A 13,335-nucleotide genomic window follows, 5' to 3' on the forward strand; every position below is an offset into this window, starting at 1 on the left:
GGGAGACGTGGGCCTGCCGCGATGGCGATGCAAGACGCGGAAAATCGCGCCGCGTCGCCGTTCACCGTTGCGCCCCCTTGCGCCCCGCCGGGCGAGCGCCGATGTAGGGTGCAAGCAAGGCATAAGGACCCGAGAGACTTCGCATGCACAATCCCTTCGAAACCGGCCAATTCGCTCCTCCCGGCTTCCGCGTCGACCCCGTGACCGGCGGCCTCGTGCCGATCGTCATCGAACAGTCGAACCGCGGCGAGCGCAGCTTCGACATCTATTCGCGGCTGTTGCGTGAGCGGATCATCTTCCTGGTCGGCCCGGTCGAGGACCATATGGCCTCGCTGATCACCGCGCAGTTGCTGTTCCTCGAATCGGAGAATCCGAAGAAGGACATCTACATGTACATCAACTCGCCGGGCGGCGTCGTCACGGCGGGCATGGCGATCCACGACACGATGCAATATATTCGTCCGCGCGTCGGCACGGTGTGCATCGGCCAGGCGGCGTCGATGGGCAGTTTCCTGCTCGCGGCGGGCGAGCCCGGCATGCGGGTCGCGCTGACCAACGCCCGGATCATGATCCACCAGCCGTCGGGCGGCGCCCAGGGCATGGCATCGGACATCGAGATCCAGGCCAAGGAAATCCTGCGCATCCGCGAGCGGATGAACGGCCTCTATTCCAAATATACCGGCCAGCCGCTCGACGTGATCGAGCGGTCGATGGACCGCGACAAGTTCCTGGAAGCAGATGAGGCCAAGGAATTCGGCCTGGTCGACGAAGTGTTCGACAAGCGTCCGGCGCCGGCCGACGACCAGGCGCAGGCGGCTTGAGGTTGCGGCAGGGGCTGGGGAATGTTCATTCCGTTGCCCCTGCTGATTCTGGCGGGACTGGTCTTTCTGGTCCTGGCGGTCATGGCGATGCGGCCGCGCGGTCGCTCGGACGATTTGATGGCGGCGCCACGACCGCGCGTGCAGCGGGTGGCGGTTCCGGCCAGGCAAAAGCTGGAATTATCGAGCGAAACTCGCGTGGAGGTCGAACGATTGCTGGCCAATGGTCAGGTGATCAACGCGATCAAATTGGTCCGCGAAGCGACGGGATCGGGACTGAAAGAGGCCAAGGACGCGGTCGACGAAATGCGGCGACCCGTCCTGCCGTCGCGGTAACGCGGTTAAGGCGACGTGATTTTTATTGTGGGTTTACGGTGGTGCGCTAACATATGCGCCCGAAAACGGTACGCGCCCGTATCCGCGCGTGACGAGGTGATTGAATGCCAAAGTTAGATGGCGGCGATTCGAAGAGCACACTTTATTGCTCGTTCTGCGGGAAATCGCAGCACGAAGTGAGGAAGCTCATCGCCGGCCCGACCGTGTTTATCTGCGACGAGTGCGTGGAGCTGTGCAACGACATCATCCGTGAGGAAACGAAGTCGGCATTGGTCTCCAAGAAGGACGGTGGCGTCCCCACGCCGCAGGAAATCTGCGACGTGTTGGATGACTATGTGATCGGCCAGAAACAGGCCAAGCGCGTGCTCTCGGTCGCGGTGCACAACCATTACAAGCGGCTCAACCACGGTGCCAAGGGCGCCGATGTCGAGCTCGCCAAGTCGAACATCCTGCTGGTCGGCCCGACCGGGTGCGGCAAGACGTTGCTCGCGCAGACCTTGGCACGAATCCTCGACGTGCCGTTCACGATGGCCGATGCGACGACGCTGACCGAAGCCGGCTATGTCGGTGAGGATGTCGAGAACATCATCCTCAAGCTGCTCCAGGCCTCCGACTATAATGTCGAGCGGGCGCAGCGCGGCATCGTCTATATCGACGAGATCGACAAGATCAGCCGCAAGGCCGAGAATCCGTCGATCACGCGCGACGTGTCGGGCGAAGGCGTGCAGCAGGCATTGCTCAAGCTGATGGAAGGGACGACCGCGAGCGTTCCGCCGCAGGGCGGCCGCAAGCACCCGCAGCAGGAATTCCTGCAGGTCGACACGACCAACATCCTGTTCATCTGCGGCGGCGCCTTCTCCGGCCTCGAAAAGATCATCGGCGATCGCCTGCAGGGCAAGTCGATCGGGTTCGGCGCGCATGTCGCGGCACCCGACGAGCGTCGCACGGGCGAAGTGCTGAAGTCGGTCGAGCCCGAGGATCTGTTGAAGTTCGGCCTGATCCCCGAATTCGTCGGCCGCTTGCCGGTGATCGCGACGCTGGAGGATCTCGACGAGCCGGCGCTGGTCAAGATCCTGTCCGAGCCCAAGAACGCGCTGGTCAAGCAGTATCAGAAGCTGTTCGAAATGGAGGACGTGAAGCTGGGCTTCACCGACGATGCGCTATCGACGGTCGCGCGCAAGGCGATCGACCGCAAGACCGGCGCGCGCGGACTGCGCTCGATCCTGGAAGGCATCCTGCTCGACACGATGTTCGACCTGCCCGGCATGGACGGCGTCGACGAAGTGATGATCGACAAGGACGTGGTCGAGGGCCGTAAGGATCCGATCCGCGTCTATGCCAAGAAGGAAAAGGAAAAGGCTGGCGACGCCGCCTGATCCGGAGTTTCGATGGGCTGGAGCATCGCGGGGAAAAGTGGTTGCCGGTTTTCCGCAAAAAGCGATGCGACCATAAATAATTAGACACGGGCGCCGATCGTTTCGACCGGCGCCCGTTTTCGTTGGAGGGGCGATGCTCGACCTGAGACCGAATTGCGAATGCTGCGACCGCGACTTGCCGGCCGACAGCCCCGACGCCCGCATCTGCACGTTCGAATGTACCTTCTGCGCGGAGTGCGCCGAGGGCGTGCTCGGCGGTGTGTGTCCCAATTGCGGCGGGAATTTCGTGCCGCGGCCGATCCGTCCGGCGGCGATGCTCGAACGCTATCCGGCATCGACCAAGCGGGTGCTCAAGGCCGAAGGTTGCAAAGCGGCATGATTCGCGTGGCGACCAGGGCGGATCGCGACGCCGTCGCCTTGACGCTCGCGCGCGCTTTCGCCGACGATCCGGCGACGTCGTACATTTTTCCCGACCGCGCCGAGCGAGTGAAGCGCCTGCCGCGCATGTTCCGGCTGATCTTCGACGAGGATGCCGGCGGCATGCCGCTGGTGACCGGGAGCGGTGAAGCGGCGACCTTGTGGCGGCGGCCAGGGCAGGCCGAGATCGGCAAGCTCGAGATGCTCAAGCAATTGTTCCCGTTGATCGGCGCCTTCGGGTCCTCGCTGGTGCGAGCGATGCGCGTGGGCGACGCGATCGACGCGCATCATCCATCGGGGACCTATTGGTATCTGCACATCGCCGGCGTCGATCCCGCGTATCAGGGCAAGGGGCTGGGCTCGGCGTCGATTCGCCAGGGGCTCGCCAAGGCGCGCGAGGACGGCATGCCAGCGTTCCTCGAAACCGCGACGCCGCGCAATGTCAGTCTCTATCAGTCGCTCGGGTTCGAGGTGATCGACGAATGGCACGTGCCCAAGGGCGGGCCGAAATTCTGGTCGATGTTGAATCCGAGGCCGTAAGGCTGATCGGCGTTCCAAACCTTCTCCCCTTGTGGGAGAAGGATACGGAGACTTGCGAGCTCGCTCGCTAGTCGCAGTTGGATGAGGGGAAGCGAAGCGCAGCTTCGCGCGGTCGCGAGAGCGACCGCTTACCCCTCACCCAGCTTCGACTAGGGCCACGCAAGGGCGCGACCCAAGTCTGCGCAACCAGTTTGGGGTAAACAATACCCCGTATTGTTTAGGCCCTGCCGGGGGCAGGGCCGACCCCAAACTCCCACAAGGGGAGAGGGGAAGTCTGCCTAGAAAACCCCCGGCACGAACCTTTTCACCCGCGCCGCATAGTCATCATACGCCGCCCCAAACTGCGTCCTCAGCAGCCGTTCCTCATGCGCGACGCGCATCCAGGTCCCGAGCGCGTAGAGCGGCACGCCGACGATCAAATTGCGCGTGTGGCCGAACGCGATCGCCATCGCGATCATGAACCCGAACAACGCGACATAGATCGGGTTGCGCACGACCGCGAACGGGCCGCTCTGGACGAGCGTGTGGTCGGTCAGCGTGCGGGCAACCAATGCCCAGTTCTTGCCCATCGCGCGCGAGGAGGCATGGAACAACCATACGGCGCCCAACATCAGCGCAAGGACCACGAGCGCCTCGATGATAGCTTTCACCGACAGCGGATCGAGTTCGACGCGGACGGGGCCAAAGCCCGACACGCCGATGCCGATTCCCTGGACGACGATCCAGAGCCAGGTGATCGAGGCGCGTTGCGACAAGGGCGTGGTGCCGACCTTTGTCGCCCGATGCCGCGCCGCCATCAGCGCGATGAAGAACGCAAGGAAACCGAGCATGATCGCGGCAAGCCCGGGCAGGGCGACTGCGTCGTTTGGGAAAGCGTGCGGCATCGGGCCTATCATGCTCCAACTGTATTATTATGGCAACACACTTACTGCTTCAGCTTGAGCCCTGCGCGATAATCCTCAACCGCGCGCGATCGTTTCAGCACGCGGGCATAGGGGTCGACCACGACATGCGCGCCGGCGGGTACGTCGATCGTCGCGGTGCCGTCGAGCATGTCGACCTTCATCAACCTGTCGTCGACCAGCACCTCGATCGGCATCGGGAAGGGGAGGTTGTCGGGAGTCAGCCAGAACAGGTTGAGCTTGTCGCCGCTGCGCGCTTCGACCAGCTCGGGCAGATCGGCTTTGCGCAGATAGATGTCGAAGAACCAGTCTAGGTCCTTGCCGGTAACCTTCCTGACATTGTCCTCATACTCGCGGGTCGAGCTGAAGCGCGGAATGAAATTGCCTGGTTTGGGATCGGGGCGGCCATAGACTTCGAGCCGCGTCACGTCCCAGAATTGCTTGTCGCCGATCAGCCAGCGCAAGGTGTGGAGCATCCACGCGCCCTTGTAATAGATGTCGCCGCCCGGACCGCCCTTGGTCGGCTCGTACACCTCTTCCTCGGTGATCCAGCGGCCGCGCGTGATCGGTACGGCGTTGACGATCTTGTTGCGCTGTTCGTCCAGCATCGTCGCGTAGCGGGCATAGCCTTCGCGCCACAGGCCATAGGCCGGCTGCATATACTCGCCATAGCCTTCGTGGATCCAGTAATCGTCCCAATTGGCGGCGGTCACCTGGTTGCCGAACCATTCGTGGCTGAATTCGTGCTGGAACAGCCAATCGAAGCCCTCGGGCGCCTTTTTATAGGCGTTGCCGTACGCGTTGATCGTCTGGTGCTCCATGCCGAGATGCGGCGTCTCGACCACGCCGAGCTTCTCGTCGCCGAACGGGTAGGGGCCGACATTGCTTTCGAAGAAATCGAGCGTTGGCGCGAATTCGGCGAACAGCTTCTTCGCCTGCTCTTCCTCGCCCGGCAAATACCAGTAGAACATCGGAATCGTGTTGCCGAAACGGCTTTTATAGTCAGCGGAGATCACCTCATAGGGCGCGACATTGAGCGCGATCGCATAGGTGTTGGGGTGCTTGATCTCCCAGTTCCACGTCTCACGGCCATCGGCTCCCGTGTCGACGCCCTTGAACACGCCGTTGGACGGCGCCTTCAGCCCCTTGGGAATGGTGATGTGGAGCGCGACCTTGCCCGGTTCGCCTTCGGGAAAGTCGAAGCACGGCCACAATATGTCGCAACCATAGCCTTCGCTCGTCGTGGCGAACCACAGCCGGCCGTCCTTGGTCTTCGACCAGACCACGCCATCGTCCCACGGCGCGTTGACCGCGACATGCGGGACGCCGCCATACACGATCGTCGCGGTGACGCGCTCGCCGGCCGCATAGGTTCGCGGGAGCTTGATCGTCAGCCGCCCATCCGGGTTCGACCAGGCGCTCGCCGGCAATTTCTGCCCGTCGATCGCGATCGCGCTCGGCCCGAGATTCTTGTCGAGATCGATCACCAGTTTGTCGGCCGGCGCCTTGGGCGTAAAACTCTCCACCGCCACGGCCTTGAGTTGCTCGGTGTCGGGCAGCACCTCGAACGACAGATCGGCGGTATCGAACTGCAGTTTCGCCTGGTCTGGATCGACCGGCCCGCCCGATCGCTGAGTCTGCGCCGTCAGCGGCGGTTCGCCCTTTTTGGGCAGCGTTGCGGCGCCCGCCGCGGCGGCGGCGATCAGGCTTATCCCCACCATTCCGGGGACGAACAAGCGCGGGAGATTGATGGAATGCTCACGCTTCCCATATAGAAAGACAAAAGCGCCCTGGTTGGGCGCCTCCGGAGTATCCATGACCGTCCAATCCTTCCCCGTATTGCCGCTGCGCGACATAGTGGTGTTTCCCCACATGATCGTGCCGCTGTTCGTCGGCCGCGACAAGTCGGTAGCCGCGCTGGAAAGCGCGATGGCCGCCGACAAGGAGATTTTCCTGGTCGCGCAGCTCGACCCCGCGCAGGACGATCCGCAGCGCGACGACCTGTACGACATGGGCGTCGTTGCGACGATCCTGCAGCTGCTGAAGCTTCCCGACGGCACCGTCCGCGTGCTGGTCGAGGGCAAGGCGCGCGCCACGCTGACGGCATTGTCGGGCGGCGGCGACCACCTCACCGCCGAGATCGCGCGGGTCGAGGAAGAGGCCGTGAAGGGCGTCGAGATCCAGGCGCTGATGCGCTCGGTGGTCGATCAGTTCGAATCCTATTCCAAGCTCAACCGCAAGCTGCCGGCGGAAACCGCGGTGCAGCTGAGCGAAATCGAGGAGCCGTCGCGGCTGGCCGATTCGATCGCCGGCAATATCGCGATCAAGGTCGCCGAGAAGCAGGCGCTGCTGGTCGAACTCGACCAGTCGAAGCGGCTCGAGATGGTCTATGCCTTCATGGAAGGCGAACTTGGCGTCCTGCAGGTCGAGAAGAAGATCAAGTCGCGGGTCAAGCGCCAGATGGAGAAGACCCAGCGCGAATATTATCTCAACGAGCAGCTGAAGGCGATCCAGCGCGAGCTGGGCAACGAGGCTGATGAAGGCGATGGCGACGAGATCGCCGAGCTGACGCAGAAGATCGCCACGCTCAAGCTGAGCAAGGAAGCGCGCACCAAGGCGACCGCCGAGCTCAAGAAGTTGAAGACGATGGCGCCGATGTCGGCCGAGGCCACGGTCGTGCGCAATTATCTCGACGTGCTGCTCGGTCTGCCCTGGGGCAAGAAGTCCAAGCTCAAGAAGGATATCGCGGCGGCGCAAGCGGTGCTCGACGAGGACCATTATGCGCTCGAGAAGGTCAAGGACCGGATCATCGAATATCTCGCGGTCCAGGCGCGCACCAACAAGCTCAAGGGCCCGATTCTGTGCCTGGTCGGCCCTCCCGGTGTCGGCAAGACCAGCCTGGGCAAGTCGATCGCCAAGGCGACCGGGCGCGAGTTCATCCGCCAGTCGCTGGGCGGCGTGCGCGACGAGGCCGAGATTCGCGGCCACAGGCGGACCTATATCGGTTCGCTGCCGGGCAAGATCGTGTCGAACCTGAAAAAGGCCGGCGCGTCGAACCCGCTGTTCCTGCTCGATGAGATCGACAAGCTGGGCCAGGATTTCCGCGGCGATCCGGCGTCGGCGCTGCTCGAGGTGCTCGACCCCGAACAGAACAGCAAGTTCAACGACCATTATCTCGAGATCGACATCGACCTGTCGGACGTGATGTTCGTGACCACCGCGAACACCTTGAACCTGCCGCAGCCGTTGCTCGATCGCATGGAGATCATCCGGCTCGAAGGCTATACCGAGGACGAGAAGGTCGAGATCGCCGAACGCCACCTGATCGCCAAGCAGGTCGAGGCGCATGGGCTGAAGGACGGCGAGTTCACGCTGACCCATGAAGGCCTGCGCGCGCTGATCCAGCGCTACACGCGGGAAGCGGGCGTTCGCACGCTCGAGCGCGAGATCGCCAAGCTCGCCAGGAAGGCCTTGCGCCAGATCCTCGAAGGCAAGGTCGAGAGCGTGACGATCACGCCGGAGAACCTCCACGAGTTCGCGGGCGTGCTGAAGTATCGCCATGGCCTTTCGGAGACCGAAAACCAGATCGGTGCGGTCACCGGACTAGCCTGGACCGAGGTCGGCGGCGAATTGCTGACGATCGAGAGCGTCACCGTGCAGGGCAAGGGCATGGTCAAGACGACCGGTACGCTGGGCGACGTCATGAAGGAAAGCGTCCAGGCGGCAATGAGCTTCGTCCAGGCGCGGGCGCCGTCTTACGGCATCAAGCCCAGCCTGTTCGCGCGCAAGGATATCCACATCCATCTGCCCGAAGGAGCCGTGCCCAAGGACGGTCCGTCGGCCGGCATTGGCCTGGTCACCTCGATCGTCTCGACGATGACCGGCGTGCCGGTGCGGCGGGAGATCGCGATGACCGGCGAGGTCACGTTGCGCGGCCGCGTGCTGCCGATCGGCGGCTTGAAGGAAAAGCTGCTGGCGGCGTTGCGCGGCGGCATCGAGACGGTGTTGATTCCCAAGGACAATGAGAAGGACCTCGTCGAGATTCCGGCGAATATCCGCAAGGGACTCAAGATCATCCCGGTCGAGCATGTCGACGAAGTGCTGCGGCTCGCATTGACCCAGCCGCTCGAAGCAATCGACTGGACCGAGGCCGACGAACTGGCGGCGCAGCCGCCGGCGAACATCGCCCAGGCAGGGGAGCTCCCGCATTAATCGTTTGCGGCTCTGCTGGGCCGGCACCGCGGCCGTTTCAGCTCTGCTGAAACCAAGTGATGCGTGCTGAAACGGGACGCGACGAAACGATCCGCCGCAAATTCGATCGTTACGGTCGAGGTTGCGGCGGATTTGTTTTGACTCGTTCGCCCGGAGCAGCGTTACTGCGCGCCCGGCCTCGGGCCGCGAGTCTTATTCCAGTAGCAAACGTGTAACGCACTCTAAACGGGGGTTTCGAGGACGATGAACAAGCAGGAGCTGATCAGCGCCGTTGCCGACACGGCAGGCCTCAGCAAAGGCGATGCCAGCAAGGCCGTGGAGGCCGTGTTCGACGTGATCGGCGGCGCGCTCAAGAAAGGCGACGAGGTTCGCCTGGTCGGTTTCGGTACTTTCTCGGTTTCGAAGCGCAAGGCATCTACCGGCCGCAATCCGCGTACCGGCGAGCCCATGACGATCAAGGCATCGACCCAGCCCAAGTTCAAGGCCGGCAAGGGTCTGAAGGATTCGGTCAACTGATCCCGGCCGGTCCTTTCGGGGGCTGGACAAGATCGAACGGATCGTCTTAAGGCGATGACAACGGGGCGGCGCTAAACGTCGCCCCCTTCCTTTTGCGATGCCGGGATCGGCTCGCGATCGGGCGCGTAGCTCAGCGGTAGAGCACACCCTTCACACGGGTGGGGTCACAGGTTCAATCCCTGTCGCGCCCACCATGTTTTCAGACACTTAGCTGGAAACGTGGCGTGGCCCATGAAAAACGCATGAAGAACGAGGGCGCGATCGCCTCGCACTCCAAGCGAAACAAAAGTCGCGTTCCGCTATAAATTTGATCTTCTCTCGCCGCCGCTTCGAAAGCCGGGGTTTGGCCGACATCCGACCATTGGCTTCCGATGCGCCGTAACCGATAGCTGCCCTGCGTTCATGCCGATGGCTCAGGAAGCGTTGTGATCGTCGCACTGGTTCGAAAATCGCGGGCAGGTGCGAATACACCAACCTAACGCTGCGTTGAAATTCTGAGATGCATGCCGGGTAGAGCTGACATTGCACCCTTCGTTTCGTTGATGGATCAGATCCTGCGGCAGCTAGCCGCCGCGAGTTCGCTGAAAGACACGAAGCCAACCTTATCAGGCAGCGTCGATCTGACGTACCTGTAGTCTGCCGGAACGCTAGTTCTTTCCCATCGTTGCGGCGCATTTTCGATGCCCTAATGCATTTCCAAAAGGCATGTTAACCATTCTAAATGGTTCATTACTGAGATAATTCACTATTGCGGTGGGCTTGCTGTGGGTCAATAACCCAGCGCGATTTACTCGTAGCCCACGAGCGTTGTCGAACTCATTTCGGAGACGCTCGTGGCATTTACGAGTGAACATTTCGGTGACCAACTTGTCGCTAGCGTCAACCGATCGTTCCGCGACCTTCCGGAACTGCTCGAGGGATTGACCCGCGCGCTTGTCATCCAGGCGCGACTGGTGTCGCTCGAACTCGAGCTCGATGGCATGTGGGTTTTGCGCCAGCAGCGGGGACGGCAAGGATTGGCATCGCGCTGGCAAGCCGCCGCGCGCGACAGTCATGCACGCGCGGCCGGACAAGATCGGGCGGGGGCGCCTTTCCTTCCGTTCGCGATCACCTTTGCCGGCCGGTCAATCGGCACACTCCGGACGCAGTTTGAGGATCCGCGCGACCTGGATGGTCCGCTGCCCGTTCTTCTGGCTCAATTCGCCCAGCAATGCGGCAGGCTCGCCAAACGGTATCAGCTCGAACATTGGTCGCGCGAGCGCTGGGGCCAGCCGCTGCGGCTTGTCGGGCTGAGCCGTGCGTTGCGCGACCTGGATCGCTTCATCGAGATCGCCGCATCGAGTCCCTTGCCGGTAACGCTGCGCGGCGAATTCGGTACGGAAAAATTCCAGCTGGCGACGGCGATCCATTGTTGTGGCCCCCGCGCGGACGGGGCGTTCGTGCAGGTCGATTGCGCTCGTCCCGACGGGCTGCCGCCCGAGTGGCTGGCGGCGGCGGACGGCGGCACGCTGTTTCTTGCCAATGTCGACGAACTTGCCGCGCCGCTGCAGGACGCGCTGCTGCTGAGTTTCCCTTCGCGCATCGCGCAACGGCCGACGGCGACGCCGCTTTCCAGCATTCGGATCATCGCTTCGACGACTGCCGACCTGCGCGACGAGGTTGCGGCAGGGCGCTTTTCCCGCACCTTGGCGACCGAGTTGGATTTTCTCATCGCGACGATTCCCCCGATCCGCGATCGCTCCGAGGATATCGATGCCCTCGTTTGTGACGCTATCGCGCGGCTCGGCTATCAGGTCGATATCAAGCGCACCGACGTGTTTATCGACACCTGTCGCGCTTATGGCTGGCCGGAAAACCTGTCGGAAGTCGAGCGCGTGGTCGCGCGTGTCGCGACGATGACCGGCGCGACGCCGATCCGTGACGTCGATATTCGGCTTTACGCGCCGCACATAGCCTTGCCCGATATTGCGGCGCCGGCCTTGCGCTCGATCGCCCAGACAGAGGCGGACGTGTCGTCTCTCGACCATTGGGCCCGCCGGGCGGTTAGCCCGGAGGAGGGCGACTCGTATGACGTCCATGTCGCCTTGCGGCGGGCGCTTGCGCATCTCGGCCGCTGCTATGACCAACCGGTGGTGCTGACCGAACTGGCGACACTGGCGGGCGTCAGTCCGTCGCATCTGAGTGCTCTGTTCCGGAGCGTTGTCGGCGCACCGTTTAAATCGCTGCTCCGCCACATCCGTATTCTGAAGGCGCGCGAACAGCTGGCGGCGGACCCGGCCGCCAGCGTCACCGACGTCGCCTTTCAAGTCGGATTCGCCGATCTGAGCTATTTCGAGCGCAGCTTTCGCCGCATCGTCGGACAGAGCCCGCGCGAGTTCCGCCGCGCCGCGCACCGAGTCGCGCCGCTGGCTACCTTGTCATCGTTTTTGTCCGAGTCGGCGAGCGATCCAGCCGAGTGATCGAAAACGTTGGCCGAGTCGGCGCAATCGCTGACCGACGACAGCGTTTCAAGCGGGGTCGCGCTTCGCCGGGCTACGTATCCGCCGCACACATTCTCGGGTTCGTCCAAGTAATCGCCGCGCGATCGGAACACCATCGCGCCGTCCGATCGATCGACCAACCGATCGCCGCGGCCCCATTGCAGAAAGAGGTTCCGATGGCTTTCCCAACTCATGTGAACGACCAGATCACCGATTCGATCACCCAGGCGAACACCAAGGTTCTTGGCGACGCCCCGGCGATCGCGATGGGCAATCTGTATCAGGCGACGGCTCAGGCGCTGGCCAATGCCGCGCACAATGCGACCAATGCGCAGCAGCAGAGCTACGTCACAGCGCAGGCGGCGACGACCATGGGCGTTGCGACGCTCTATTCACTCGACACCGCATCGACCGGCGTCGCCACCGAAGACATCTTCCGTTCGGCCGCCAACAGCCCGCGTCCCGGCAGCCTCGTCTGAGGCATGTGACCGCGCCGAGGCCGGTTAATTTCACGACGCCCGGCTTCGCCGCTCGTCACTATTCTTGGGGAGTAAGACATGGCATTTCCAACCTTCGTCAACGACCAGATCACCGATTCCGTCACCCAGGCCAACGTAAAGGTGCTGGGCGATGCGCCGGCGATCGCGATGGGCAATCTATACCAAGCGACGGCTCAGGCACTCGCCAATGCCGCGCACAATGCGACCAATGCCGCACAGCAGAGCTTCGTCACCGGCCAGGCCGCGACGACGATGGGCGTCGCGACCTTGTACGCCCTCGATACCGCGTCGACCGGCGTCGCGACCGAGGACATCCTGAAATCGGGCAGCCTGGTGTGATGTTGGGCGGCGACGTGTCGTTCAGTCGAAGGCAGAGGTAGAAGATGGCGTATCCGACAGCCGTGAACAACCAGATCACGGATTCCGTCACGCAGGCCAATGTCGAAACGCTGGGGTCCGCTCCGGCGGTTGCGATGGGCAACCTCTATCAGGCGACGGCGCAGGCGCTGGCCAACGCCGCTCATAATGCCACGCTCGCACAACAGCAGATGAACATGGCGGCGCAGGCCGCGACCACGGCAGGCGTCGCCATGCTGTACGCGATCCAGACCGGCGGCGCCGGACCGAAGACTTGAGCTGAGTTGCCGGCAGCAGTGCTCGGCATGATCGATCAACCGGCGGCACCACACGTCCGCCATCACCGAAAAGGACTTCCCAATGGCCTTTCCCAGCCACGTGAACAGCGCGATCACCGATTCGATCACCCAGGCGAACACGCTGCTGATCGGCGATTCGCCGTCGATGGCGACGGGCAATCTGTTCGTCGCGACCAGCCAGGCGTTGTCGAATGCCGCGCACAATGCGTCCAACCAGCAACAACAGAGCTTCGTCACCTCGCAGGCGTCGACCACCCAGGGGCTGCAGACGCTCTATTCGGTCGACATCGGCTCGACAGGGACCGCGACCACGGGAATTTTCCGCCGCGGCCTGCTTTGAACACGATCGACTGATCCCCGGGCGCGGCGCCGATGGCCATGCTTAACGGCCTCGTACCCGGGACGGTGTTGACGATCGGCGAAGCCCCGTCCGCCGCGATGGCCATGACGTACATCGCGATGGCCAATAGCATCGGCGTGGCGATGGGGAATGCGGTGACCGCGCAGCAGCGCGGGCAACTGATCGGCGAGGCCGCGACCGTGAAGGTCGTGGCGGTCATTTTCGAACTAGGGGCGACATAA

Annotated in this window: 15 protein-coding genes and 1 tRNA gene; 14 read left to right on the forward strand and 2 right to left on the reverse strand. The window is 63.0% G+C overall.

Annotated features, from left to right (window positions below; translation table 11 throughout):
- Nucleotides 1–143: 143 nt before the first annotated feature.
- From clpP to AC1DSD_RS16585, 5 genes are all read left to right on the forward strand, one after another.
- Complete coding sequence (clpP, locus tag AC1DSD_RS16565; protein WP_478031640.1) at nt 144–821, forward strand: ATP-dependent Clp endopeptidase proteolytic subunit ClpP; 678 nt, start codon at nt 144–146, stop codon at nt 819–821.
- Between the two features lie 21 nt (nt 822–842).
- Entirely contained in the window at nt 843–1,154 is a 312-nt protein-coding gene (locus AC1DSD_RS16570; protein WP_478031642.1) for a ribosomal protein L7/L12, read from the forward strand.
- Between the two features lie 104 nt (nt 1,155–1,258).
- On the forward strand, nt 1,259–2,530 hold the full coding sequence (gene clpX, locus AC1DSD_RS16575; protein WP_478031644.1) for an ATP-dependent Clp protease ATP-binding subunit ClpX: 1,272 nt from the start codon (nt 1,259–1,261) through the stop codon (nt 2,528–2,530).
- 133 nt (nt 2,531–2,663) lie between these two features.
- Nucleotides 2,664–2,909 carry a DUF1272 domain-containing protein gene (locus AC1DSD_RS16580; protein ID WP_478031646.1) on the forward strand — a complete coding sequence of 82 codons (246 nt, stop codon included), beginning with the start codon at nt 2,664–2,666 and terminating at the stop codon, nt 2,907–2,909.
- The gene (locus AC1DSD_RS16585) at nt 2,906–3,487 is read left to right on the forward strand and encodes a GNAT family N-acetyltransferase (RefSeq protein WP_478031648.1); all 582 of its coding nucleotides are present in this window, start codon (nt 2,906–2,908) and stop codon (nt 3,485–3,487) included. The genes AC1DSD_RS16580 and AC1DSD_RS16585 overlap by 4 nt, the downstream gene beginning before the upstream one ends.
- Nucleotides 3,488–3,765: 278 nt before the next feature.
- On the opposite strand, the gene AC1DSD_RS16590 is transcribed toward AC1DSD_RS16585, so the two are convergent.
- Both AC1DSD_RS16590 and AC1DSD_RS16595 read right to left on the reverse strand, forming a co-directional pair.
- Nucleotides 3,766–4,371: a methyltransferase family protein gene (locus AC1DSD_RS16590; protein ID WP_478031650.1), complete on the reverse strand. Its 606-nt coding sequence runs from the start codon at nt 4,369–4,371 to the stop codon at nt 3,766–3,768.
- 41 nt (nt 4,372–4,412) lie between these two features.
- Nucleotides 4,413–6,110 carry a M1 family metallopeptidase gene (locus AC1DSD_RS16595; protein ID WP_478031826.1) on the reverse strand — a complete coding sequence of 566 codons (1,698 nt, stop codon included), beginning with the start codon at nt 6,108–6,110 and terminating at the stop codon, nt 4,413–4,415.
- A 94-nt stretch (nt 6,111–6,204) separates the two neighbouring features.
- Here AC1DSD_RS16595 and lon point away from each other — a divergent pair, with 94 nt between their 5' ends.
- The 9 genes from lon (at nt 6,205) to AC1DSD_RS16640 (ending at nt 13,335) form a co-directional block, all read left to right on the forward strand.
- Nucleotides 6,205–8,601 (forward strand): endopeptidase La, encoded by a 2,397-nt coding sequence (gene lon, locus AC1DSD_RS16600; protein WP_478031652.1) that lies wholly within the window; start codon nt 6,205–6,207, stop codon nt 8,599–8,601.
- A gap of 243 nt (nt 8,602–8,844) precedes the next feature.
- A complete protein-coding gene (locus AC1DSD_RS16605) occupies nt 8,845–9,117 on the forward strand; it encodes an HU family DNA-binding protein (protein WP_066585106.1) in 273 nt (90 codons plus the stop codon).
- A 119-nt stretch (nt 9,118–9,236) separates the two neighbouring features.
- A tRNA-Val gene (locus AC1DSD_RS16610) sits at nt 9,237–9,311 on the forward strand.
- A 639-nt stretch (nt 9,312–9,950) separates the two neighbouring features.
- A complete protein-coding gene (locus AC1DSD_RS16615; protein WP_478031654.1) occupies nt 9,951–11,576 on the forward strand; it encodes a helix-turn-helix domain-containing protein in 1,626 nt (541 codons plus the stop codon).
- 197 nt (nt 11,577–11,773) lie between these two features.
- Entirely contained in the window at nt 11,774–12,076 is a 303-nt protein-coding gene (locus AC1DSD_RS16620) for a RebB family R body protein (protein WP_478031656.1), read from the forward strand.
- Nucleotides 12,077–12,154: 78 nt separating this feature from the next.
- On the forward strand, nt 12,155–12,436 hold the full coding sequence (locus AC1DSD_RS16625) for a RebB family R body protein (RefSeq protein ID WP_478031658.1): 282 nt from the start codon (nt 12,155–12,157) through the stop codon (nt 12,434–12,436).
- A 44-nt stretch (nt 12,437–12,480) separates the two neighbouring features.
- On the forward strand, nt 12,481–12,732 hold the full coding sequence (locus tag AC1DSD_RS16630; RefSeq protein ID WP_478031660.1) for a RebB family R body protein: 252 nt from the start codon (nt 12,481–12,483) through the stop codon (nt 12,730–12,732).
- Between the two features lie 82 nt (nt 12,733–12,814).
- On the forward strand, nt 12,815–13,093 hold the full coding sequence (locus tag AC1DSD_RS16635; RefSeq protein WP_478031661.1) for a RebB family R body protein: 279 nt from the start codon (nt 12,815–12,817) through the stop codon (nt 13,091–13,093).
- 32 nt (nt 13,094–13,125) lie between these two features.
- A complete protein-coding gene (locus AC1DSD_RS16640; RefSeq protein WP_478031662.1) occupies nt 13,126–13,335 on the forward strand; it encodes a RebB family R body protein in 210 nt (69 codons plus the stop codon).

The organism is Sphingomonas sp. P4_D12, from assembly GCF_056401895.1.

What these genes read in the sequence shown, in the direction of transcription:
- AC1DSD_RS16640 (WP_478031662.1), top strand. Translation starts at nt 13,126, where the DNA reads ATGGCCATGCTTAACGGCCTCGTACCCGGGACGGTGTTGACGATCGGC.
- AC1DSD_RS16580 (WP_478031646.1), top strand. Translation starts at nt 2,664, where the DNA reads ATGCTCGACCTGAGACCGAATTGCGAATGCTGCGACCGCGACTTGCCG.
- clpX (WP_478031644.1), top strand. Translation starts at nt 1,259, where the DNA reads ATGCCAAAGTTAGATGGCGGCGATTCGAAGAGCACACTTTATTGCTCG.
- AC1DSD_RS16625 (WP_478031658.1), top strand. Translation starts at nt 12,155, where the DNA reads ATGGCATTTCCAACCTTCGTCAACGACCAGATCACCGATTCCGTCACC.
- AC1DSD_RS16620 (WP_478031656.1), top strand. Translation starts at nt 11,774, where the DNA reads ATGGCTTTCCCAACTCATGTGAACGACCAGATCACCGATTCGATCACC.
- AC1DSD_RS16585 (WP_478031648.1), top strand. Translation starts at nt 2,906, where the DNA reads ATGATTCGCGTGGCGACCAGGGCGGATCGCGACGCCGTCGCCTTGACG.
- AC1DSD_RS16590 (WP_478031650.1), bottom strand. Translation starts at nt 4,371, where the DNA reads ATGCCGCACGCTTTCCCAAACGACGCAGTCGCCCTGCCCGGGCTTGCC.
- AC1DSD_RS16635 (WP_478031661.1), top strand. Translation starts at nt 12,815, where the DNA reads ATGGCCTTTCCCAGCCACGTGAACAGCGCGATCACCGATTCGATCACC.
- AC1DSD_RS16605 (WP_066585106.1), top strand. Translation starts at nt 8,845, where the DNA reads ATGAACAAGCAGGAGCTGATCAGCGCCGTTGCCGACACGGCAGGCCTC.
- clpP (WP_478031640.1), top strand. Translation starts at nt 144, where the DNA reads ATGCACAATCCCTTCGAAACCGGCCAATTCGCTCCTCCCGGCTTCCGC.
- lon (WP_478031652.1), top strand. Translation starts at nt 6,205, where the DNA reads ATGACCGTCCAATCCTTCCCCGTATTGCCGCTGCGCGACATAGTGGTG.
- AC1DSD_RS16630 (WP_478031660.1), top strand. Translation starts at nt 12,481, where the DNA reads ATGGCGTATCCGACAGCCGTGAACAACCAGATCACGGATTCCGTCACG.
- AC1DSD_RS16595 (WP_478031826.1), bottom strand. Translation starts at nt 6,110, where the DNA reads ATGGTGGGGATAAGCCTGATCGCCGCCGCCGCGGCGGGCGCCGCAACG.
- AC1DSD_RS16570 (WP_478031642.1), top strand. Translation starts at nt 843, where the DNA reads ATGTTCATTCCGTTGCCCCTGCTGATTCTGGCGGGACTGGTCTTTCTG.